Below are 22977 nucleotides of genomic sequence, written 5' to 3' on the forward strand. Positions count from 1 at the left end.
ACAGCATCGAACACATCTTTAAAAAAAAGATGTTTTTTCAATCGATTAAGCAGAACTTGTGGGCGCATTACCCGGGCTTGCAGGCAAAAAAGAGATCTAGAGATGATCTACAAAAGCATTGCGGAGCGGTTAAGAATTCGACTTAATTCCGCAGATTTCACGCTAAACAGCCTTCTTCCCGGTGAAAAAAAGCTGGCGGAAGAGTTTGCGGTATCGCGGATGACCATCCGTAAAGCCATTGACCTTCTGGTGGCGTGGGGGCTGGTGGTCCGCCGCCACGGTAGCGGTACTTACCTGGTGCGCAAAGATGTATTGCATCAAACCGCCAGCCTGACCGGGCTGGTGGAGGTGTTAAAACGCCAGGGAAAAACGGTCACCAGCCAGGTGCTGATTTTTGAAATCATGCCTGCGCCTCCGGCCATTGCCAGCCAGTTACGGATTCAAATCAACGAGCAGATCTACTTCTCCCGTCGCGTTCGTTTTGTGGAAGGGAAACCGCTGATGCTGGAAGACAGCTATATGCCGGTAAAACTGTTCCGCAACCTATCGCTGCAACATCTGGAAGGGTCGAAGTTTGAATATATTGAACAAGAGTGCGGGATTCTGATTGGCGGTAATTATGAAAGCCTGACGCCGGTGCTCGCCGATAGACTGCTGGCGCGGCAAATGAAGGTAGCGGAACACACGCCACTGCTGCGGATCACCTCGTTGTCATATAGCGAGAGCGGGGAGTTTTTGAATTATTCAGTGATGTTCAGAAATGCCAACGAATACCAGGTGGAGTACCATTTACGGCGACTCCACCCGGAAAAGAGTTAACCGATACTCCAGAAGAGCACCGCCAGTAATTGGGGGGTGATAATGCGCAGGAACATCACTAACGGATAGACAGTGGCGTAAGAGAGCGCCGCCGCACCGCTCGTTGGATGAAGATTATTAGCAAACGCCAGCGCCGGTGGATCGGTCATGGAGCCAGCCAGCATCCCGCACATGGTCAGGTAATTCATTTTGGCTAACATCCGCGCCAGAATACCAACAGTAATCAGCGGAACGGCGGTGATCAGGGCACCATATCCAATCCAGCTTAGCCCTTCGCCATTGACCAGGGTATTCACAAAATCCCCACCAGATTTCAGACCAACGACCGAGAGGAACAGCACGATCCCCAGCTCCCGCAGCGCGAGGTTGGCACTTGGCGGCATAAACCAGTACAGCTTGCCGATACTGCCGATACGCCCGAGGATCAACGCCATAATCAGCGGACCGCCCGCCAGCCCCAGTTTCAACGCGGCCGGGAATCCCGGCACAAAGACGGGAATAGAACCTAACAATACGCCAAGCCCGATACCAATAAACACCGGCAGCATCTGTACCTGTTGCAGTTTTTGCTGCGCATTCCCCAGCACATTGGCAACGGCATCAATTGCGGACGGACGCCCCACCAGGTTGAGAATATCGCCGAACTGCAGGCTGATATCACCACTGGCTACCAGTTCGACCCCGGCACGGTTCAGGCGCGAGATAACAACGTCATAGCGTTCTTTAAAGTGCAGGTCGCGAATACGTTTTCCGAGCACGTTTTCATTGGTGACCACCACACGCTCGACGCGCAAATCAGTGCCTTTCGTAGACAGCGAGGTATCGACCTCCTGACCAATCACCAGTTGCGCATTATGTAAATCCGCTGGCTGCCCCACCAGATGCAGCAAATCGCCCAGTTGGATAATGGTATCTGGCGAAGGTACTTTTAGGGTTTCTTCGCGTTTCAGACGCGAGCAGATAATTTTGTCGCCATTGAGAATCGGTACATCTTTAATGGCTAAATCATGCAGGTTAGGGTTCTCAACGCGAATATTGATAGTCCTGATCAGCGCGCCGCCATTGGTGCGTGAAGACTCGTGCTGCTGGGCTTCTGTCTCGACATTGACGCGGAAAATAACCCGCAACATCCACATGGTGAACAAAATCCCGCAAATGCCGAATGGATACGCCATCGCGTAACTCATCCCCATCTGATCGACCATTTCCATTGGTGTACCCAGGTCGCGCAAGATCTGCTGCCCTGCCCCCAGTGCTGGCGTATTGGTTACCGCACCGGAGAAAATCCCCAGTACTACCGGCAGTGGAATATCAAACAGTTTATGCAGGATGGCGGTAACCAGACCACCGATGATGACGATCAGAACAGCAAACAGGTTGAGGCGTAATCCGGAGACGCGCAATGAGGCAAAGAAGCCCGGACCCACCTGAATCCCGATGGTATAAACGAACAGGATCAGGCCAAATTCCTGAATAACATGCAGCATATCGCTACTTAATGTCATCCCCGCCTGAGAAACAAAATGGCCGACGATGATCCCACCAAACAGCACGCCGCCAATACCTAATCCTATGCCGCGAAATTTGACGTTGCCGATAAACAAACCGACGACTGCCACCAAAGCCAGAATACTGACCGTTAATGCTATATCACTCATCGTCCATTTCTCTTGAGATAACATTTTAATTGCTACGGATTATGGCTGAATCGGTGAAGCAGATTTGCCTTATAGCGCACATTATCACGGGAAAGAACGTGCCGAAATATCTTAAACAGGCGAAAATTAACGCATTGTTGAAGAAGAAAGACAAAAAAAGCCCCACCAGAATGGCGGGGCAAAGAGAATAGCTAGTTAGCTATTTAACGCGGGACGTTCGCTGATAGCGATACGCTGCGCTGCGATGGGTTCAGGCTCATTACGAATTAAATCAATATGCAGTAAACCGTTTACGAAGGTTGCACCAGAGACTTCCATATTTTCAGCCAGCGTAAAGCTCAGGCTAAATGGCTGATTCATAAGCCCTTGATGCAGCCATTTTTTCTCTTCTTTTGGCTGCTCCGGCGTGCCTTTTACGCTCAGGCGCGTACCTTCCAGTTGAATCTCTAAATCTTCCTGACGAAAACCTGCCAGCGCAAGGGTAATGCGGTAGTGGTTATCGTCGCTTTTCTCAATGTTGTACGGCGGGAAGCTCTGGCTTTCACCGGCGTTTTGCAGTGCGTTGGCCAGTTTGTCAAAACCGATCCATTGACGCATCAGTGGGGATAAATCGAAGTTACGCATAGTCATTTCTCCTTCTAAGAAGCGAGTAAGTACCTGCAAATCCGAAGATTCGCATATGCTCCCTGACGGCGAGCATGGAGATGTCAGGCCGCGCCAGGCGGCCTTAAGGAATTAGTTGATTTCGATACGGCGCGGTTTTTTCGCTTCCGGAATCACGCGTTCGAGATCGATATACAGCAGACCATTCACCAGGTTAGCGCCACGAACATGAATGTTCTCAGCTAACTGGAATTTACGTTCAAAGTTGCGTTCAGCGATGCCCTGGTACAGATAGGTGCGCTCTTTTTGTTCGTCGGCGTGAGCACCTTTCACCACCAGCAGATTATCCTGGGCGGTAATTTCCAGTTCGCTCTCAGCAAAACCAGCCACAGCGATAGCAATGCGGTAATGGTTTTCGTCTACCAGTTCAACGTTATACGGAGGGTAGCCGCCATTACTCTGGCTCTGGTTGTTTTCTAAGTGGTTAAACAAACGGTCAAATCCAATAGCAGAACGGTAAAGCGGGGATAAATCAAAGTTACGCATAATCAATAGCTCCTGAAATCAGCGAGAATGTAAGACCTTCCACAATGGACAGGTCAGGTAGCCAGAACACCCATCAGGCGCGTCCTCATCGGCTACGATGTAAAAATGGGTCTGGAAATGAACTTTTCAAGCCTTATCAGCGGACTTTTTTTTGCAGTTTATGGTCTATTGCATAGACTGAGGGGGCAGCACGAAACGTTAAAGTGCGATAGCCGCCACAGTGCGACGTAATGATGATGTTATTTTCAGCAAGGGATCGCTATAACTCATCAGGCCAACACCCACGATCAACAGATGAATTTATTATGATAAGAAATGTGTTGTTAGCGTTCATGATATGCAGCGGAATGACATTACTCGGAGGATGCTCCAGCGTGATGTCCCATACCGGGGGGAAAGAAGGAACGTATCCCGGCACCCGCGCCAGCGCCACCATGATTGGCGACGAGGAAACCAACTGGGGCACTAAGTCGCTGGCGATTCTCGATATGCCGTTTACCGCTGTGATGGACACGCTTTTACTGCCGTGGGATGTGTTCCGCAAAGACAGCTCGGTGCGCTCACGCGTTGAAAAAAGCGAAGCCAACGCGCAAGCCACAAATGCGGTTATTCCACCCGCCAGAATGCCTGATAACTGATTTAGCGATCAGTTTCGGTGATCCACAGCTGGCCGCCTTCCATCCACGCCAGCCACTGACCATCCGGCGAGAAGACCACGGCGTCCGCAGAAGGTGGATTGGCGTGGTTTTCGGTTAAATACTCAACCTCGCCGCTTTGCGCATGGGCGCAAGCAATTCGATTATCCAGCACAAAGCCCAACCATTCTCCTGACGGATGCCAGTTAAATGCAGACTGAATATCCGTTTTATTATGGGTTAACTGGCGCGGCTCGCCGCCTTGTGGCGAGATAAGCCACAGTTGCACAATGCCGTTATCATCACGCATTAAAAACGCGATTTGCGTACCCTGCGGATTACAGCGCACCCAGTGGCGCGGGACGTTGACTAACCCCGGATAAGCCCGATGGTGGGTAAAGGTTAAACGTCGCTGCACGACGCCACGCGGTGGCGCGGGCAGGGTTGTTTCCGTTCCACTTAACGGCGCATCACCTGCCGCTTTCCAGCCAGCTTCATCTTGCGGTAACTCAACGATAAATAGCTCCGGCACTTTCTCGCCCTTTGGCGAAAGTGTGTCGCCAATAAACGCCAGCGCGTGATTTCCTACCCATCCTTCTTCATAAGCACGATTGATTTCATCACTGCCAGGCTGCGGCGTGGGCGTGGTTTTACTCACCAGCACACACCAGTGGCTACCGCTGTATTCACGCGGATGCTGCTTTTGTACATTGACCGGGCCAAACGGCGCAGCAACACCGACGTTTCGCAAATCCAGCGCCGAATCGAGTTGATGCATTACATGGTCGTTATAGGTAAAGCTCACCCTTTCTCCGTTCGGGCTAAAGACATGCACATGGCTGCCGCCGCGCAGCGCTCCTGGGGTGTACGGCGCGGTAATATCCATTGCATCGAGATTGCTCACCTTGCCGCCTTCAGCAATCACTCCGCGCCGATGATGGAAGTCGTAATGCCATGTTTCATCAGGATTTTCCGGGCCGTGAATAAAGACATATTTCTCTGACTTCGGATGAACGGTCACCACGCCGACGTGTGCGCCCTGTGACGCGCGATAGATAACCTCGACCTCGCCGGTATGGATATTCACACGCTCAATGGTCTCGCCAGTAAACGACGCCCCAGAAGGACGCACGTCAAATACCAGCCACTGGCTGTCGGGCGTCCAGGTATTGGTATTGGTGAGCAGGTGATTACGGGGAGCAAAGGTTATCTGTTTCATGGCGCGGTCCTGATACAAAACGGGTCCCGCCATCATACTTCACAAGGACTTCACTTTCAGACAATAGTCTTTTGCCATCGTGATGAATGTGAGTGAAAAGATGGAACATTTCGACGTGGCGATTATTGGCCTCGGTCCAGCAGGTTCGGCGTTGGCGCGAAAGTTAGCAGACAAAATGCAGGTGATCGCGCAGGATAAAAAGCACCAGCATGGTACTGAAGGTTTCAGCAAACCCTGCGGCGGTCTGCTGGCACCGGACGCGCAGCGATCTTTTATTCGCGATGGACTGACGCTTCCTGTCGATGTGATCGCCAACCCGCAGATTTTCAGCGTCAAAACCGTCGACGTCGCCGCATCGCTCACACGTAACTACCAGCGAAGCTATATCAATATTAATCGCCACGCTTTCGACTTGTGGATGAAATCGCTGATCCCCGCCAGCGTTGAGGTTTACCACGATAGCCTGTGTCGAAAAATCTGGCGTGAGGATGATAAATGGCATGTCATTTTTCGTGCAGACGGTTGGGAGCAGCATATTACCGCCCGCTATCTGGTCGGTGCCGATGGTGCCAACTCGATGGTGCGGCGACATCTCTACCCGGACCATCAAATTCGTAAATATGTCGCTATCCAGCAGTGGTTCGCAGAGAAGCATCCGGTGCCGTTCTACTCCTGCATCTTTGATAATGCGATAACTGACTGTTACTCATGGAGTATCAGCAAAGACGGTTATTTTATCTTTGGCGGTGCCTATCCAATGAAAGACGGTCAGACGCGTTTCGCGACGCTGAAAGAGAAAATGAGCGCCTTTCAGTTCCAGTTTGGCAAAGCGGTGAAAAGTGAGAAATGTACCGTGTTGTTTCCCTCACGTTGGCAGGATTTTGTCTGCGGTAAGGACAATGCCTTTCTGATTGGTGAAGCAGCGGGATTTATCAGCGCCAGCTCGCTGGAGGGAATTAGCTATGCGCTGGATAGCGCAGAGATTCTGCGTTCAGTGTTACTGAAGCAGCCGGAGAAGAGCAACGCCGCCTACTGGCGCGCCACCCGCAAACTGCGTTTAAAACTCTTCGGCAAGATAGTAAAAAGCCGATGCCTGACCGCACCGGCTTTAAGAAAGTGGATTATGCGCAGTGGTGTGGCGCATATTCCACAGTTGAAAGATTAGCCAACGCGCTTCACATCGCCCACCAGCAGGATGTAAGAGAGCGCGCCAATCAACGCGACGGCAGAAATATAAACCAGTGCAGGTGCGAAACCGTAACCCTGCGCCAGGTACCCCACCACCAGCGGAACGGTGATGCCGCCCAGACCACCGGCAAAGTTAAACACGCCGCCGGTTAAACCAATCAGGCGCATCGGTGCCAGAGAAGAGACCAGCGACCAGGTAATCGAAGCAAAACCGTTGCCGAAGAATGCCAGCGCCATCAGGCACATAATCATCATCGGATCGTTGGTGTAGTTAGCGCCCATAATGCAGGTGGAGATCAGCAAGCCGCAGATAATCGGCGTTTTACGCGCAAAGCCCAGTGAAAAGCCCTTACGTACCAGCAGATCCGCGACCCAGCCAGAGAGCAGGACGCCGACAAACGCCGCAAGAAACGGCACCGTGGTCATAAATCCTGCTTTCAGCGCTGTGATTCCTTTTTCCTGGGTTAAATAGTTCGGGAACCAGGTTAAGAAAAACCACAGTGTAGAAGCCACCGCAAATTGCCCAAGATAGACGCCAATCAGTTTACGATGGAACACCAGTTTCCAGTCTTTGGCTGTTAACGGCTGACGCGCCTCTTTCTTCACCGGCGCATCACCATCCACCAGACCGCCGCCATCACGAATGTAATCCAGTTCAGCTTTGCTGATACCTTTAGTCAGGCGCGGCGGCTGATAAACCTTAAACCAAATCAGCGACCAGATAATGCCGATACCACCAGTGACAATGAACACCCAGTGCCAGCTCAACATTTCCTGAATCCAGATCAGCAGCGGAGTCAGAAACGCCAGACCGACAAACTGACCAGACGTATAAAAACCAACGGCGGAAGCGCGTTCATGTTCCGGGAACCAGCTGGTCACCATCCGGTTATTGGTCGGGAAAGCGGGCGCTTCGAAAATACCGGTTATCGCGCGCAGACCAATTAATGACATTAATCCCGTGGCAAAGCCCTGGAATAAAGTCGCCACTGACCAGCCAAATATCGCAATAAAATAAGTCACGCGAGAACCTACGCGATCTAAAAACCAACCGCCGGGGATCTGGCATAGCGTATAAAGCCAGGCGAAGGCCGAAAATACATAGCCCATTTCCGCTTTGGTAATACCGAACTCTTCCTGAATATGGGCGGAAGCCACGGCCAGGTTAGCGCGGTCAACATAACAAATGACCACCGTAATAAAGATCATCACCAGCGTCAGATAACGCCGACGCCCCGGCTTTGCTGCATTAACGGGAATATCCATAGCGAGCTTTCTCCAGATTTTGGGCATAGCGAAGCCGCTCACCATGCCCTGTAATTTACAGAGGGTTATATTTTTGTATTGCTGTTTTAGTGCCCGATGAGGGGCTTACGTGGCAGGAATTACCACTCTGCTACGCTGTTATCTTCATGACGCCAGAGCGGATTACGCCAGTCCGGGGCATTTTTACTGAACTCAATAACTTTAGCTTCGTCGATTTCCACACCTAAGCCCGGTTTCGTTAATGGTTTAAAGAAACCGCCGACCATGCTGAAGTCTTCTTTGTTTTTCACAAAGTCGAGTAACTCCGCGCCTTTGTTGTAATGAATGCCCATACTTTGTTCCTGAAGTACGGCGTTATAGGAAACAAAGTCGATATGCAGACAAGCCGCCAGTGCAATCGGTCCGAGAGGACAGTGCGGCGCAAGGGTCACGTCATAGGCTTCTGCCATTCCGGCAATTTTGTAGCATTCGGTAATACCGCCTGCATGAGAGAGATCCGGTTGCAGAATCGAAATACCGCCCGCCTCCAGCACGCGTTTAAAATCGAAGCGTGAGAACATGCGTTCACCCGCCGCCAGTGGAATATGCGTTTGTGCCGCCAGTTTCGGGTAGTATTCGGCCTGTTCCGCCAGCACCGGCTCTTCAATAAACAGCGGGCGATACGGCTCCAGTTCTTTAATCAGCACTTTCGCCATCGGCGCGCTGACGCGACCGTGGAAATCAAGACCAAACTCAATCTGATTGCCAAAAGCTTCACGAATTTGTGCCACTGTGTTGACTGCCGCATCTACCGCGCGGGAGTTATCAATTAGCCCCAGTTCTTCACAACCGTTCAGTTTGAAGGTATCGAAGCCGATTTCGCGCAGCGTTTTAATGCCGTCGATAACATCCGCCGGACGATCGCCGCCGACCCAACTGTAGGCTTTAATTTTGTCGCGAACCAGGCCGCCCATCAGTTGCCAGACCGGCGCGTTCAGCACTTTACCTTTGATATCCCATAACGCCTGGTCGATCCCGGCAATGGCGCTCATCAGGATCGGACCGCCACGATAAAATCCGGCGCGATACATCACTTGCCATAAGTCATTGATGCGCGATGGATCCTGACCAATCAAATAGTCACCCAGCTCGTGAACTGCCGCTTCCACCGTACGGGCGCGGCCTTCGATCACGGGCTCGCCCCAACCGACCACGCCTTCATCGGTTTCAATTTTCAGGAACATCCAGCGGGGAGGTAAACGATACGTGGTAATTTTGGTGATTTTCATTGCACTGCCTCTCGATACGCCTTAACAAATGCTGCTGCCTGCTGCGCGGTGCGTTCTACGGTCTGCCCGGCGCGATAGAGATCGCTGCCTAAACCTGCTCCTGCACAACCTGCGTCTATCCACTGCGCCAGGTTTTCTGGCGTCACGCCGCCAACGGCAAAGACTGCGATGTCCGGTGGTAATACCGCTTTTAACGCTTTGATGTATTGCGGACCAAAAGCCGATGACGGAAATATTTTCAGCGCCTGCGCGCCCGCGTCGAGCGCTGTAAAGGCTTCGGTCGCCGTCGCGCAGCCGGGGCAAACGGTCATACCGTAGCCCACCGCACGGCGGATCACTTCACTATGGATATTGGGCGTAACGATGAGCTGGCAGCCCATCCTGGCGAGTGCATCGACCTGTTCAGGTTTCAGTACCGTACCTGCGCCAATCAACGCCTTGTCGCCATACGCATCAACGATGGCGGGAATGCTCTGCTCCCATTGTGGGGAATTCAGCGGGATTTCAACCGCGTCGAACCCGGCGTCAATCACCGCGCCAACATGCGCCAGCGCCTCGTCGGGCGTAATACCGCGCAAAATGGCGATCAGCGGGAGTTTAGTTTGCCACTGCATGAGCGATGCTCCTTATACCAGCCTGAAATGCCGTGTCGCCCGCTACCGCCGTCACGTCGCACCCCATCGCCTGAAAGGCTTGCTGGTAGCGCGCGGTCAGCGATGTTCCGGCGACAAGGGTGATGGCGTGTTGATGGGTCACATAGTCGCGCATACTGGCGACCTCTGCGCCAATCAACAAACCAGAGAGAAATTCGCTGACCTGTTCACGGGGAAGCGTTCCCAGCACATGCGAGGCGCGAACTTCAAAAAGCTGCGGCAATATGGCGGGCGCATTAAGGCCACGCTCAAGGCCAGCCGCGAAGGCATCGGCAGAGTTTTCCTGCGGCGGCAAACCTGCGCCAATCAATGAGTGATTTAACAGTAAATGATGTAATTCACCGGTCATCACGGTGCGAAAATCGTTGATTTGTTGGCTATCGGCCTGCACCCATTTGCAATGGGTTCCGGGCATAACATAAAGAGAGGAAGGAGCCAAAGTGCGCGCGCCGATCAATTGTGTTTCTTCGCCGCGCATCACATTGTGGTTATCGTCATGAGAGACGCATAATCCGGGAATAATCCAGATATTGTCGCCAACAGACGTTAATTGTTCGCCAATAGACGAAAAACGGGCAGGAACGGATAAATACGGTGCAACTTTCCAGCCGACATTGCTGCCGACCATTCCTGCCATCACCACTGGCGTATTCCCTTCATGCCAGTCGGTCGTCACTTCTGCTAACACCGCAGCCGGAGATTTTCCGTTCAGGCGCGTGACGCCTGCTTCTGATTGCCTGCTGTCCAGGCAGTGGTCGCCCTGATAAAGCCAGGCGCGCAGATTGGTCGATCCCCAGTCAATTGCGATGTAGCGAGCTGTCATGTGATTTCCTTTAACCTTCGTGTCGAGCTGGCGATCATGGTAAGCGCCGCCTGCTCTGCCGCATCGCCGTCCTGATGCCTTATCGCATCGAACAGCGCCTTATGTTCCTGGAGCGTTTGCGGCATGTTGGCCTCATCGCCCATCCAGGTTCGTTCAAAAACCGCCCGCTGCAGCGAACTGATCGCAATGCTAAGTTGCTGTAACACCGGGTTATGCACCGACTGCAGCACCGCCTCGTGGTAGCGAATATCCGCTTCGTTAAACGCTTCGCGGTCCTGATTGTTGGCAATCATCTCGTTCAGCGCCGATTCAATCTGCGCCAGATCGCTGGAGGTCGCGCGCTCTGCTGCCCAACGGGCAATCGCCGGTTCCACCAGATTTCGCACTTCGCTCATTGCACTGATAAGCCGTGGGTCGTAGTCGTTTTCCAGCACCCATTGCAGTACGTCAGTGTCGAGGTAATTCCACTGGTTACGCGGCGCCACAAACGCCCCGCGATAACGTTTCATTTCAATCAGCCGCTTCGCCATCAGCGAACGAAACACCTCACGGATAATGTTGCGCGAGGTTGCAAACTCCTCACAGAGTTCCGCCTCAGCCGGAAGCGGCGAGCCTGGCACGTATTTGCCGTGAACGATCTGTTTACCCAGCGTAATAACGATGCGATCGGTTTTATTGAGAGTCATGGAGAGTCCTTGTGCTCTGTATGTTCTTCTCTACTTTACCCCGATCGATGCATAACGCGGCAACTTTGTAGTACCAGCGTGATGACGTTCGCGTTTGCCGTGTGCGTAATGTAGTACAAAATTATATTGTTGTACTACAATTTAGATCACAAAAAGAACAATGCATAAAAAATGACATGCGTCGGGCAGAAATCTGAAAAGGGAGAACAGGCGCTAAACAGGAGGGAAAGAAGAGTATGCTTTCAACGGCTTAGCTACTCGTTTAAAGGATTAATCATGAAGTTGAATTTTAAGGGATTTTTTAAGGCTGCCGGTTTGTGTTCTTTGGCATTTGCGTTGACCGGATGTATCACCGCAGGACTGGTTTTTAATACCGCAAGCCCTCCACATGCCGAGCAATGGCGGTCAGACACGATTAAGGGTTTATCGCTGGCAGAAGATAGTAACGGTACGAAAGGCTATGTTTTTGTTGGTGAATCGTTGGACTATCTGTTGACCACCGGCGGCGATGAGGTGGTTAAAATGCTGAACGATCCGGCAATTCATGGTGAAAGAATCACCGTTTCTGATAACGCGAAATTTATTTTAAGCAGCAGTAATAAGAATTTCTCTGGTGCTATTACGCTCTATTACGACTGGAACAACGAAGAAGATAAGGCACTGGCAACACAATATGGTTTTATTTGTGATACCCGGCGTTGTACATGGATGCTGGACGGTTTGAAAGGCTCAATCCACCAGAAAAATAAAAAAGCGGATTACTCAAACGTGATGGTTTTCCATCAACCCTTTACGGTGGGATTTTATGAGTACAAAGCAACAGATGGCGTCCCGCGCGGCCTCGTTAATGCGCTGCTGCCAGTCACTCTTACGCTGGATATAGTAACGTCACCACTCCAGTTCCTGATTTTATGCACGACCAGAAATTGTTAATCGCTGCGGGCAAACGCATTCATGCCGTTTGCCCATTCACTGATTAATTCAGCACATACTTTTCAATGGCAAACGCCACGCCATCTTCAAGGTTGGATTTGGTGACAAAGTTCGCCACTTCTTTCACCGAAGGAATAGCATTATCCATTGCCACACCGACACCTGCATATTCAATCATTGCGATGTCGTTTTCCTGATCGCCAATCGCCATGATTTCTTCCGGTTTAATACCTAACACGTCGGCCAGTGATTTCACACCCGTACCTTTGTTAACGCGTTTATCGAGGATTTCGAGGAAGTACGGCGCACTTTTCAGCACGGTATATTTCTCTTTCACTTCCTGCGGAATACGCGCGATCGCCTGGTTGAGGATGGCGGGTTCATCAATCATCATCACTTTCAGGAACTGGGTATTGGGGTCCATTTTCTCCGCTTCGCAGAACACCAGCGGAATGGTGGCAACGAAGGATTCATGCACCGTGTAGTAGCTGATATCACGGTTGGCGGTGTACAGCGTGGTGCGGTCCAGCGCGTGGAAATGAGAACCGACTTCGCGGGAGAGTTTTTCCAGGAAACGGTAGTCGTCATAGCTGAGAGCGGTTTGCGCCACGGTGCTACCATCGGCGGCCTTCTGTACCAGCGCGCCGTTATAAGTAATGCAGTAGTCGCCCGGCTGTTCCATGTGCAGCTCTTTCAGGTAATTATGAACACCTGCATAAGGGCGGCCCGTCGTCAGCACGACATTTACGCCACGGGCGCGAGCTGCGGCAATCGCATTTTTAACGGCGGGTGAAATGGTGTGATCGGGCAGCAGAAGGGTGCCATCCATATCGATAGCAATGAGTTTGATAGCCATGAGTTCCCCAGGTAGATTGGTTCCTGACCCATGCTAACGCGATTCCGCTCAAAAATCAGTACAACACCCTGGGGAAAAGGGGGATGCAACGCGCGTTGCGTGCTCCCCATTTGCTTAGCGGAAGAGTTTCCCTTTCAGCAGTTCCATGCCTGCGGAAAGCAGATCGTTATTGGCTTGTGGTGACACTTCACCTTGCGGTGAGAGTGCATCAATAATCTTCGGCAATTGTTCTGCCAGTAAACTGGAAGCCGTACTGGTATCCACGCCCAGTTTTTGCCCGAGATCGGACACCGCATTTGTGCCGAGCGCCGATTCCAGTTGCTCGCCGCTAACCGATTGATTGCCCTGTTGATTACTCAGCCAGGTTGAGAGAATGGCCCCTAAGCCGCCACTTTGCAGTTTTTCCAGCAGCACCTGAATGCCGCCCTGCTCCTCAACCCAGCTCAAAATGGCCTGATATTTCCCCGCATCGCCTTTCAGAAAGGCACCGACAACTTCATCAAAAAGCCCCATGATAATCACCTGTAAAGCGTTACGTGTTGACTCAAAAAGTATAGATCTGCGGGATGATAATTGCGGATTGCAGAAATAAAAAGGGCGAAGATGATCTCCGCCCTTTTCTTATAGCTTCTTGCCGGATGCGGCGTTAACGTCTGATCCGGCCTACAAAATCATGCAAATTCAATATATTGCACGAGTCTCGTAGGCCTGATAAGCGTAGCGCATCAGGCACGCTCACATTGTTAACGTCATTAAATATCGATATTCGCCGCTTTCAGGGCGTTCTCTTCAATAAACGCACGGCGCGGTTCAACGGCGTCGCCCATCAGCGTGGTGAACAACTGGTCGGCAGCAATCGCATCTTTAACGGTAACGCGCAACATACGGCGGCTTTCCGGGTCCATAGTGGTTTCCCACAGCTGTTCCGGGTTCATCTCGCCCAGACCTTTATAACGCTGGATGGAGAGACCGCGACGGGACTCTTTCACCAGCCAGTCCAGCGCCTGCTCGAAGCTCGCTACCGGCTGACGACGCTCGCCACGTTCGATAAATGCATCTTCTTCCAGCAAGCCACGCAGTTTCTCACCCAGCGTGCAGATACGACGATATTCGCCGCCGGTGATAAATTCGTGATCCAGCGGATAGTCAGTATCCACACCGTGGGTACGCACGCGAACAATCGGTTCAAACAGGTTTTGTTCGGCATTGGTGTGGACATCAAACTTCCACTGGCTGCCGTGCTGTTCTTTATCGTTCAGTTCGCTGACCAGCGCGTTCACCCAGCGAGTAACGGTCTGCTCATCAGAGAGGTCGGCTTCCGTCAGCGTCGGCTGATAGATAAGCTCTTTCAGCATTGCTTTCGGATAACGACGCTCCATGCGGTTGATCATTTTCTGCGTCGCGTTGTACTCAGACACCAGTTTCTCTAACGCTTCGCCAGCCAATGCCGGTGCACTGGCGTTGGTGTGCAGCGTTGCGCCATCCAGCGCGATGGAGATTTGGTACTGATCCATCGCTTCGTCGTCTTTAATGTACTGTTCCTGCTTGCCTTTCTTCACTTTGTACAGCGGCGGCTGAGCGATGTAGACGTGACCGCGTTCAACGATTTCCGGCATCTGACGATAGAAGAAGGTCAACAGCAGCGTACGAATGTGCGAGCCGTCGACGTCCGCATCGGTCATGATGATGATGCTGTGATAACGCAGTTTGTCCGGGTTGTACTCGTCACGACCGATACCACAACCAAGCGCGGTGATAAGCGTCGCCACTTCCTGAGAAGAGAGCATCTTGTCGAAGCGCGCTTTCTCGACGTTGAGGATTTTACCCTTCAGCGGCAGAATCGCCTGGTTCTTGCGGTTACGTCCCTGCTTCGCAGAGCCGCCCGCGGAGTCCCCTTCCACAAGGTACAGTTCGGAAAGCGCCGGATCGCGTTCCTGGCAGTCTGCCAGTTTGCCCGGCAGGCCCGCTAAGTCGAGCGCACCTTTACGGCGGGTCATTTCACGCGCGCGACGCGCCGCTTCACGGGCACGGGCAGCATCGATAATTTTGCCAACCACGATTTTCGCGTCGGTTGGGTTTTCCAGCAGGTATTCTGCCAGCAGTTCGTTCATCTGCTGTTCAACCGCCGATTTCACCTCAGAAGAAACCAGTTTGTCTTTGGTCTGGGAGGAGAATTTCGGGTCCGGCACTTTCACGGAAACGACCGCAATCAGGCCTTCACGCGCATCGTCACCGGTGGCGCTGACTTTGGCTTTTTTGCTGTAGCCTTCTTTGTCCATGTAGGCGTTCAGGGTACGGGTCATTGCCGCACGGAAGCCTGCCAGGTGAGTACCACCGTCACGCTGCGGAATGTTGTTGGTAAAGCAGTAGATGTTTTCCTGGAAGCCATCGTTCCACTGCAACGCCACTTCGACGCCGATACCGTCTTTTTCGGTGGAGAAGTAGAAGATATTCGGGTGGATCGGCGTTTTGTTCTTGTTCAGATATTCAACGAACGCCTTGATGCCGCCTTCATAGTGGAAGTGGTCTTCTTTACCGTCGCGCTTGTCGCGCAGACGAATGGAAACGCCGGAGTTGAGGAACGACAACTCACGCAGACGTTTCGCCAGAATTTCATATTCGAACTCGGTCACATTGGTGAAGGTTTCGAGGCTTGGCCAGAAACGCACCATGGTGCCGGTTTTTTCAGTCTCGCCGGTAACCGCCAGCGGAGCCTGCGGTACACCGTGTTCGTAGATCTGACGGTGAATTTTACCCTCGCGCTGGATAACCAGCTCCAGTTTTTGCGACAGGGCGTTTACTACCGAAACACCAACGCCGTGCAGACCGCCGGACACTTTATAGGAGTTATCGTCAAATTTACCGCCTGCGTGCAGAACGGTCATGATCACTTCCGCCGCCGATACGCCCTCTTCCGGGTGAATACCGGTCGGAATGCCGCGCCCGTCATCCTGTACAGAGACAGAGTTATCGGCGTGAATGGTGACGATAATTTCTTTACAGTGACCCGCGAGCGCTTCGTCGATAGCGTTATCTACCACCTCGAATACCATGTGGTGCAGACCGGTGCCGTCATCCGTGTCGCCGATATACATACCCGGGCGCTTACGCACCGCATCCAGCCCTTTCAGGACTTTGATACTGGAGGAGTCATAAGAATTCGACATCAACGTTTCTCGCTCATTTATACTTGGGTTAATCCGTTATTTTACCCTTTTCCACGGTAAACATCTTCGAATTTTCGTCCGACATGTCTATAACGTGTTCAGCACTGATCGCGCTGACAAAGACCTGCGATTGCGTCGCTTTTAAGCGGCTGGCAAGCAGCCCGCGACGCTCATCATCAAGCTCAGAGGCAAAATCATCTATCAGGTAGAGACACCGCCGCCCGCTTACACGGGTGAGGAACTCTCCTTGCGCCAGACGTAAGGCGCACATCAACAGCTTAAGCTGCCCACGCGATAAGGTATCTTCCACCGGCGCACCGTCGGCGCGAATGCGTAAGTCCGCTTTATGCGGGCCATGCGCGGTGTAGGTTAGCTGGCGATCGCGTTCAAAATTACGTTCCAGCACCTCAGCGTACTCTGTCTCTTTCTCCCAGCCGCGCTGGAAAGAGAAAGTCAGAGAAAACTCAGGGAGAAATTGCTTACAGGTATCAGCCATATCGGCCGCGATACCGGCGCTATACTCCGCGCGCCAGGTACTGATTTGCTCCGCCAGCGGGATCAGTTCTTTATCCCACGGGCGTAGCTGTTCGTAACGTGTCACCTGGCGCAGCGCCGCATTGCGCTGCTTGAGCAATCGCTTGAGATTGCTCCAGGCGGTGAAAAATCCGGGTTCGTTGTGAAAGCATCCCCAGTCGAGGAATGCTCTTCTGTATTTGGGGCCGCCGTTGAGTAAAGTAAACCCTTCTGGCGTTATCAGCTGCATTGGCATCAGGTGCGCCAGTTCCGCGACTTTATGCCCGTCAGTACCGTCGATGCGGACTTTGCTGTCGCCCTGTTTGTCTTTGGTTAAGCCAATCGCCGTCTCGCGCTCTTCGCCCTGTAATCGCCCATGGAGAACAAACGCCTCCTGCTCATAGCGAATGACGCGACCAATCTGCAAACTGCGAAACGCCCGACCATGGCCGAGCGTATAGATGGCTTCCAGCACGCTGGTTTTGCCACTGCCGTTGGCACCTACCAGAAAGTTAAAGCCGGGAGATAAAGCGAGATCCGCGGTTTCGATATTGCGGAAATCGCGGATCAACAAGCGGGTGAGGGACATTACAGTCTCATTGGCATGACAACATAGGCAGCCGACTGTGATGCGGCATCTTCAATCTGCACGCTGGAAACCGAATCGGTCAGCATCATGCGCACGTTTTCGCATTTCAGCGCGTTCAGAACATCCAGCACATAGCTGACGTTGAAGCCGATTTCCATCTCCGCACCGCTATAGGTAACGTCGAGGATCTCTTCCGCTTCTTCCTGTTCCGGGTTGTTGGCGGTGATTTTCAGCTGGTTTTCGCTGACATACAGACGTACGCCGCGGAATTTCTCGTTAGAGAGAATTGCCGCGCGAGCAAACGCCTGCTTGAGGAGATCGCAACCTGCTTCCAGATGTTTGTCCGGGTTCTTCGGCAGAACGCGTCGGTAATCCGGGAAGCGACCATCCACCAGTTTCGAGGTGAAGATAAAGTCGCCAACGTGGGCGCGAATGTTGTTGCTGCCAATCTGCACGCGCAGCGGATTGTCGCCGCCGTCGAGCATACGCATCAGTTCAATCACGCCTTTACGCGGCACGATCACCGAATGGCTTGGCAAAGATTGACCAATTGGCATTGAACAGACTGCCAGACGGTGGCCGTCGGTCGCCACGGTGCGCAGTTCTTCACCTTCGGTTTCAAACAGCATACCGTTTAAGTAATAGCGAACGTCCTGATGCGCCATAGAAAACTGGGTCGCTTCAATCAGACGCTTCATCGTCGCCTGTGGCAGGGTAAATTCGACTTCGCTCTGCCAGTCATCGAGGTTCGGGAAATCTGCCGCTGGCAGGGTAGACAGCGAAAAACGGCTACGCCCGGAGCGCACCAGCATCCGCTCACCTTCCAGCTGCACGGCAATTTCCGCGCCTTCAGGCAGACCACGGCAGATATCAAAGAATTTGCGCGCCGGAACGGTCGTCGCTCCTGGCTCGTGTGGCTGAACCAGCGCAACGCGTGCCACCATTTCCATCTCGAGATCAGTACCGGTCAGCGACAACGTACCGTCAGCAACCTGTAACAGCAGATTACCGAGAATCGGTAGCGTAGGACGACCACCTAACGGACCGCTCACCTGTTGTAGCGGTTTTAATAAATGCTCACGTTCTACGGTAAATTTCATAGGTTTACGATGACAATGTTCTGATTAAATTTGAAAAATCTTCTTTGATATCGTGGCTCTCTTCACGCAGCTGCTCGATCTTCCGGCAGGCATGAAGCACCGTCGTGTGGTCACGACCACCAAACGCATCGCCAATCTCCGGCAGACTGTGGTTAGTCAGCTCTTTCGCCAGCGCCATCGCCATCTGGCGCGGACGCGCCACCGAGCGGGATCGACGCTTAGAAAGGAGATCCGCGACTTTGATCTTGTAGTACTCCGCCACCGTCTTCTGAATATTGTCGATAGTGACCAGTTTTTCCTGCAATGCCAGCAAGTCGCGCAGCGCCTCACGCACGAAGTCGATGGTGATCGCCCGTCCGGTAAAGTTAGCGTTAGCAATAACGCGGTTCAGCGCGCCTTCCAGCTCACGTACGTTAGATCGTAGACGCTTGGCGATAAAGAACGCCACTTCGCCCGGCAAACGAATGTCGTTTTCGTCGGCCTTTTTCATCAGGATCGCCACGCGGGTTTCCAGCTCTGGCGGTTCGATCGCCACAGTCAGCCCCCAGCCGAAGCGGGATTTCAAACGATCCTCAACGCCGTTGATCTCTTTCGGATAGCGATCCGAGGTGAGAATGATCTGTTGATTACCTTCCAGCAGGGCGTTGAAGGTGTGGAAAAACTCTTCCTGAGATCGTTCTTTATTAGCAAAAAACTGAATATCGTCGATCAGCAGTGCATCTACGGAACGGTAGTAGCGTTTAAACTCTTCGATCGCGTTGTTTTGCAGGGCTTTTACCATGTCCTGAACAAAGCGCTCGGAGTGCATATAAACCACTTTGGCATTCGGCTTGCGCGCCATAATGCCGTTACCCACCGCATGCAGCAGGTGAGTTTTACCCAGACCCGTGCCGCCATAAAGGAACAACGGGTTATAGGCACCGCCAGGGTTATCTGCCACCTGGCGAGCCGCCGCGCGCGCCAGTTGGTTAGATTTACCTTCAACGAAGTTATCAAACGTGTGTTTGACGTTTACGTTAGAACGATAGGTCGGTTCTGCCGGGGCCGGGACGTTATCCCAACCTGAGCGCGTAGAAGGCGCAGCACGTTGCGGCTGCGTTTGCGCCACCTGTGCAGGGGCCGCGACGTTGCTCGTCACTGCCGCTTGTGGCGTTTGCGTCACCGGTTTGGTACCGACTTCAAAACGCAGCTGTGGGGCATCCGCTCCGCAGAAACTGGTTAGCAGTCCATTGATATTATTAAGGTACTTGTCCCGTACCCAATCGAGGACAAAACGGTTTGGCGCGTACAGGGCCAGCGTGTTATCGCTCAGTTCCGCCTGCAATGGGCGTATCCACATACTGAATTCTGTGGCTGGTAACTCATCCTGCAATCGGGCAAGACACTGCTGCCAAAGCGAAAGTGACACGGCGGACTCCACTCGAACAAAAGTCGATAATGACTAAGGCTGAAACATTCATGATTGTTGACGTACGTCGAAAAGACCCTGCATGAGGGTGACGCACGAACCGCTGTCTGCGGTTATATGCCCGATCAAGATCCTGCAAAACGATCGGGACCGCGGATCATAGCCTAAACTGCGCAAGAGATCTTCTGTTTCTCACAGATTTTCCCGATTTATCCACAGGACTTTCCAGAACTCGCTAAGTGTAAACGATCCTGCCGCGAGGCGGGCACGATTTACGCCGCATATTGGAAAATTTAATGACCATAGACAAAAATTGGCTTAATCGATCTAATAAAGATCCAGGACGATCCTTGCGCTTTACCCGTCAGCCCGTATAATCCTCCACCCGGCGCGCCATGCTGGTTTTCACTGGTGTGAGGCCGTACGTTTTCCACGCGAAAAGGTGCGGAAAAGCGCGGTAAATAAGGAAAGAGAATTGACTCCGGAGTGTACAATTATTACAATCCGGCCTCTTTAATCACCCATGGCTTCGGTGTCCATCGTTTCATTTTTCGGCGGATATCCAATAAAGCCATTGAATTTATTCAAGTTTAGGTAGAAATCGCCATGAAACGCACTTTTCAACCGTCTGTACTGAAGCGCAACCGTTCTCACGGCTTCCGTGCTCGTATGGCTACTAAAAATGGTCGTCAGGTTCTGGCACGTCGTCGTGCTAAAGGCCGCGCTCGTCTGACCGTTTCTAAGTAATAAAGCTAACCCCTGAGTGGTTAAGCTCGCATTTCCCAGGGAGTTACGCTTGTTAACTCCCAGTCAATTCACATTCGTCTTCCAGCAGCCACAACGGGCTGGCACGCCGCAAATTACCATTCTCGGCCGCCTGAATTCGCTGGGGCATCCCCGTATCGGTCTTACAGTCGCCAAGAAAAACGTTCGACGCGCCCATGAACGCAATCGGATTAAACGTCTGACGCGTGAAAGCTTCCGTCTGCGCCAACATGAACTCCCGGCTATGGATTTCGTGGTGGTGGCGAAAAAAGGGGTTGCCGACCTCGATAACCGTGCTCTCTCGGAAGCGTTGGAAAAATTATGGCGCCGCCACTGTCGCCTGGCTCGCGGGTCCTGATAGCCCTCATTCGGGTCTATCAACGCCTGATTAGTCCGCTACTCGGGCCGCATTGTCGTTTCACTCCAACCTGTTCAAGCTACGGAATTGAGGCATTGCGCAGGTTTGGAGTGATAAAAGGCAGTTGGTTGACGGTGAAACGCGTATTAAAATGCCACCCTTTACACCCTGGTGGTGACGATCCCGTCCCGCCCGGACCATTTGATACCAGAGAACACTAACGATGGATTCGCAACGCAATCTTTTAGTCATCGCTTTGCTGTTCGTGTCTTTCATGATCTGGCAAGCCTGGGAGCAGGATAAAAACCCGCAACCTCAGGCCCAACAGACCACGCAGACAACGACCACCGCAGCGGGTAGCGCCGCCGACCAGGGCGTACCGGCCAGTGGCCAGGGGAAACTGATCTCGGTTAAGACCGACGTGCTTGATCTGACCATCAACACCCGTGGTGGTGATGTTGAGCAAGCTCTGCTGCCTGCTTACCCGAAAGAGCTGAACTCTACCCAGCCGTTCCAGCTGCTGGAAACTTCACCGCAGTTTATTTATCAGGCACAGAGCGGTCTGACCGGTCGTGATGGCCCGGATAATCCGGCTAACGGCCCACGTCCGCTGTATAACGTTGAAAAAGACGCTTATGTGCTGGCTGAAGGTCAAAACGAACTGCAGGTGCCGATGACGTATACCGACGCGGCAGGCAACACGTTTACCAAAACGTTTGTCCTGAAACGTGGTGATTACGCTGTCAACGTCAACTACAACGTGCAGAACGCTGGCGAGAAACCGCTGGAGATCTCCACCTTTGGTCAGTTGAAGCAATCCATCACTCTGCCACCGCATCTCGATACCGGAAGCAGCAACTTCGCACTGCACACCTTCCGCGGCGCGGCGTACTCCACGCCTGACGAGAAGTACGAGAAATACAAGTTCGATACCATTGCCGATAACGAAAACCTGAACATCTCTTCGAAAGGTGGTTGGGTGGCAATGCTGCAACAGTATTTCGCGACGGCGTGGATCCCGCATAACGACGGAACCAATAACTTCTATACCGCTAATCTGGGTAATGGCATCGCCGCTATCGGCTACAAGTCTCAGCCGGTACTGGTTCAGCCTGGTCAGACTGGCGCGATGAACAGCACCCTGTGGGTTGGCCCGGAAATCCAGGACAAAATGGCAGCTGTTGCTCCGCACCTGGATCTGACCGTTGATTACGGTTGGTTGTGGTTCATCTCTCAGCCGCTGTTCAAACTGCTGAAATGGATCCATAGCTTTGTGGGTAACTGGGGCTTCTCCATTATCATCATCACCTTTATCGTTCGTGGCATCATGTACCCGCTGACCAAAGCGCAGTACACCTCCATGGCGAAGATGCGTATGCTGCAGCCGAAGATTCAGGCAATGCGTGAGCGTCTGGGCGATGACAAACAGCGTATCAGTCAGGAAATGATGGCGCTGTACAAAGCTGAGAAGGTTAACCCGCTGGGCGGCTGCTTCCCGCTGCTGATCCAGATGCCAATCTTCCTGGCGTTGTACTACATGCTGATGGGTTCCGTTGAACTGCGTCAGGCACCGTTTGCACTGTGGATCCACGACCTGTCTGCACAGGACCCGTACTACATCCTGCCGATCCTGATGGGCGTAACGATGTTCTTCATTCAGAAGATGTCGCCGACCACCGTGACCGACCCGATGCAGCAGAAGATCATGACCTTTATGCCGGTCATCTTCACCGTGTTCTTCCTGTGGTTCCCGTCAGGTCTGGTGCTGTACTATATCGTCAGCAACCTGGTAACCATTATTCAGCAGCAGCTGATTTACCGTGGTCTGGAAAAACGTGGCCTGCATAGCCGCGAGAAGAAAAAATCCTGATTCGGTGAGTTTTCGCTAAAATAAGGGCGGTCAGTTGACCGCCTTTTTTCTTTT

Annotated in this window: 24 protein-coding genes and 1 other annotated feature; of the genes, 9 read left to right on the top strand and 15 right to left on the bottom strand. The window is 52.5% G+C overall.

From position 1 onward, the window contains the following. The first annotated feature begins 102 nt into the window (after positions 1-102). The gene (locus tag ACJHX3_RS10275; RefSeq protein ID WP_001309076.1) at positions 103-819 is read left to right on the top strand and encodes a GntR family transcriptional regulator; all 717 of its coding nucleotides are present in this window, start codon (positions 103-105) and stop codon (positions 817-819) included. On the opposite strand, the gene ACJHX3_RS10280 is transcribed toward ACJHX3_RS10275, so the two are convergent. From ACJHX3_RS10280 to ibpA, 3 genes are all read right to left on the bottom strand, one after another. Further along, complete coding sequence (locus ACJHX3_RS10280) at positions 816-2477, bottom strand: putative transporter (protein ID WP_001279763.1); 1662 nt, start codon at positions 2475-2477, stop codon at positions 816-818. The genes ACJHX3_RS10275 and ACJHX3_RS10280 overlap by 4 nt on opposite strands. A gap of 195 nt (positions 2478-2672) precedes the next feature. Continuing rightward, complete coding sequence (gene ibpB / locus ACJHX3_RS10285; RefSeq protein ID WP_001243431.1) at positions 2673-3101, bottom strand: small heat shock chaperone IbpB; 429 nt, start codon at positions 3099-3101, stop codon at positions 2673-2675. A gap of 111 nt (positions 3102-3212) precedes the next feature. After that, the gene (gene ibpA, locus ACJHX3_RS10290) at positions 3213-3626 is read right to left on the bottom strand and encodes a small heat shock chaperone IbpA (RefSeq protein ID WP_001243437.1); all 414 of its coding nucleotides are present in this window, start codon (positions 3624-3626) and stop codon (positions 3213-3215) included. Beyond that, positions 3620-3692: a sequence feature (ROSE (Repression Of Heat Shock gene Expression) occurs in the 5'-region of heat shock genes and acts as an RNA thermometer to modulate expression.), on the bottom strand. Its footprint overlaps the gene before it by 7 nt. A 239-nt stretch (positions 3693-3931) precedes the next feature. Here ibpA and ACJHX3_RS10295 point away from each other — a divergent pair. After that, positions 3932-4264: a YceK/YidQ family lipoprotein gene (locus tag ACJHX3_RS10295; RefSeq protein ID WP_019843073.1), complete on the top strand. Its 333-nt coding sequence runs from the start codon at positions 3932-3934 to the stop codon at positions 4262-4264. 1 nt (position 4265) lies between these two features. Here the strand turns inward: ACJHX3_RS10295 and ACJHX3_RS10300 are convergent, their stop codons facing one another. Further along, on the bottom strand, positions 4266-5480 hold the full coding sequence (locus tag ACJHX3_RS10300; RefSeq protein WP_001469008.1) for a DUF3748 domain-containing protein: 1215 nt from the start codon (positions 5478-5480) through the stop codon (positions 4266-4268). A gap of 100 nt (positions 5481-5580) precedes the next feature. On the opposite strand from ACJHX3_RS10300, the gene cbrA reads away from it, so the two are divergent. Continuing rightward, positions 5581-6645: a colicin M resistance lipid reductase CbrA gene (gene cbrA, locus ACJHX3_RS10305; protein ID WP_094321908.1), complete on the top strand. Its 1065-nt coding sequence runs from the start codon at positions 5581-5583 to the stop codon at positions 6643-6645. On the opposite strand, the gene ACJHX3_RS10310 is transcribed toward cbrA, so the two are convergent. From ACJHX3_RS10310 to dgoR, 5 genes are all read right to left on the bottom strand, one after another. Further along, the gene (locus ACJHX3_RS10310; protein ID WP_000253455.1) at positions 6642-7979 is read right to left on the bottom strand and encodes an MFS transporter; all 1338 of its coding nucleotides are present in this window, start codon (positions 7977-7979) and stop codon (positions 6642-6644) included. The two genes, cbrA and ACJHX3_RS10310, sit on opposite strands and share 4 nt — an antisense overlap. 74 nt (positions 7980-8053) lie before the next feature. Further along, a complete protein-coding gene (gene dgoD / locus ACJHX3_RS10315; protein WP_000705001.1) occupies positions 8054-9202 on the bottom strand; it encodes a galactonate dehydratase in 1149 nt (382 codons plus the stop codon). Next, positions 9199-9816 (bottom strand): 2-dehydro-3-deoxy-6-phosphogalactonate aldolase, encoded by a 618-nt coding sequence (gene dgoA / locus ACJHX3_RS10320; protein ID WP_001198714.1) that lies wholly within the window; start codon positions 9814-9816, stop codon positions 9199-9201. The genes dgoD and dgoA overlap by 4 nt, the downstream gene beginning before the upstream one ends. Next, on the bottom strand, positions 9800-10678 hold the full coding sequence (dgoK, locus tag ACJHX3_RS10325) for a 2-dehydro-3-deoxygalactonokinase (RefSeq protein WP_042063768.1): 879 nt from the start codon (positions 10676-10678) through the stop codon (positions 9800-9802). Before dgoK ends, dgoA begins: the two co-directional genes overlap by 17 nt. Further along, on the bottom strand, positions 10675-11364 hold the full coding sequence (gene dgoR / locus ACJHX3_RS10330) for a D-galactonate utilization transcriptional regulator DgoR (RefSeq protein ID WP_000174305.1): 690 nt from the start codon (positions 11362-11364) through the stop codon (positions 10675-10677). Before dgoR ends, dgoK begins: the two co-directional genes overlap by 4 nt. Before the next feature lie 276 nt (positions 11365-11640). On the opposite strand from dgoR, the gene ACJHX3_RS10335 reads away from it, so the two are divergent. Then, positions 11641-12297, top strand: coding sequence for a hypothetical protein (locus tag ACJHX3_RS10335; protein ID WP_000772921.1), 657 nt, complete (start codon positions 11641-11643; stop codon positions 12295-12297). A 43-nt stretch (positions 12298-12340) separates the two neighbouring features. Here the strand turns inward: ACJHX3_RS10335 and yidA are convergent, their stop codons facing one another. From yidA to dnaA, 6 genes are all read right to left on the bottom strand, one after another. Then, positions 12341-13153 carry a sugar-phosphatase gene (yidA, locus tag ACJHX3_RS10340; protein ID WP_024216261.1) on the bottom strand — a complete coding sequence of 271 codons (813 nt, stop codon included), beginning with the start codon at positions 13151-13153 and terminating at the stop codon, positions 12341-12343. A gap of 114 nt (positions 13154-13267) precedes the next feature. Beyond that, positions 13268-13666 (bottom strand): YidB family protein, encoded by a 399-nt coding sequence (locus tag ACJHX3_RS10345; RefSeq protein ID WP_000522208.1) that lies wholly within the window; start codon positions 13664-13666, stop codon positions 13268-13270. Positions 13667-13905: 239 nt separating this feature from the next. Further along, positions 13906-16320 carry a DNA topoisomerase (ATP-hydrolyzing) subunit B gene (gene gyrB / locus ACJHX3_RS10350; protein ID WP_000072067.1) on the bottom strand — a complete coding sequence of 805 codons (2415 nt, stop codon included), beginning with the start codon at positions 16318-16320 and terminating at the stop codon, positions 13906-13908. A 28-nt stretch (positions 16321-16348) separates the two neighbouring features. Continuing rightward, positions 16349-17422 (bottom strand): DNA replication/repair protein RecF, encoded by a 1074-nt coding sequence (gene recF / locus ACJHX3_RS10355; protein ID WP_094321902.1) that lies wholly within the window; start codon positions 17420-17422, stop codon positions 16349-16351. Beyond that, a complete protein-coding gene (gene dnaN, locus ACJHX3_RS10360) occupies positions 17422-18522 on the bottom strand; it encodes a DNA polymerase III subunit beta (RefSeq protein ID WP_000673464.1) in 1101 nt (366 codons plus the stop codon). The genes recF and dnaN overlap by 1 nt, the downstream gene beginning before the upstream one ends. A 4-nt stretch (positions 18523-18526) precedes the next feature. Beyond that, positions 18527-19930, bottom strand: coding sequence for a chromosomal replication initiator protein DnaA (dnaA, locus tag ACJHX3_RS10365; RefSeq protein WP_000059111.1), 1404 nt, complete (start codon positions 19928-19930; stop codon positions 18527-18529). A gap of 296 nt (positions 19931-20226) precedes the next feature. Here dnaA and ACJHX3_RS10370 point away from each other — a divergent pair, with 296 nt between their 5' ends. The 5 genes from ACJHX3_RS10370 to yidC all read left to right on the top strand — a co-directional run bounded on the left by ACJHX3_RS10370 (position 20227) and on the right by yidC (position 22923). Then, positions 20227-20307, top strand: coding sequence for a hypothetical protein (locus tag ACJHX3_RS10370; RefSeq protein ID WP_122134670.1), 81 nt, complete (start codon positions 20227-20229; stop codon positions 20305-20307). Between the two features lie 229 nt (positions 20308-20536). After that, positions 20537-20677 (top strand): 50S ribosomal protein L34, encoded by a 141-nt coding sequence (gene rpmH / locus ACJHX3_RS10375; RefSeq protein WP_000831330.1) that lies wholly within the window; start codon positions 20537-20539, stop codon positions 20675-20677. A 16-nt stretch (positions 20678-20693) separates the two neighbouring features. After that, on the top strand, positions 20694-21053 hold the full coding sequence (gene rnpA, locus ACJHX3_RS10380; RefSeq protein WP_000239730.1) for a ribonuclease P protein component: 360 nt from the start codon (positions 20694-20696) through the stop codon (positions 21051-21053). Then, positions 21017-21274 (top strand): membrane protein insertion efficiency factor YidD, encoded by a 258-nt coding sequence (yidD, locus tag ACJHX3_RS10385; RefSeq protein WP_001307474.1) that lies wholly within the window; start codon positions 21017-21019, stop codon positions 21272-21274. The genes rnpA and yidD overlap by 37 nt, the downstream gene beginning before the upstream one ends. Before the next feature lie 2 nt (positions 21275-21276). Further along, positions 21277-22923, top strand: coding sequence for a membrane protein insertase YidC (yidC, locus tag ACJHX3_RS10390; RefSeq protein ID WP_000378258.1), 1647 nt, complete (start codon positions 21277-21279; stop codon positions 22921-22923). Positions 22924-22977: the final 54 nt, after the last annotated feature.

The sequence above is a fragment of the Escherichia sp. WS1265 genome (genome assembly GCF_046487585.1).
Classification (GTDB): domain Bacteria; phylum Pseudomonadota; class Gammaproteobacteria; order Enterobacterales; family Enterobacteriaceae; genus Escherichia; species Escherichia coli.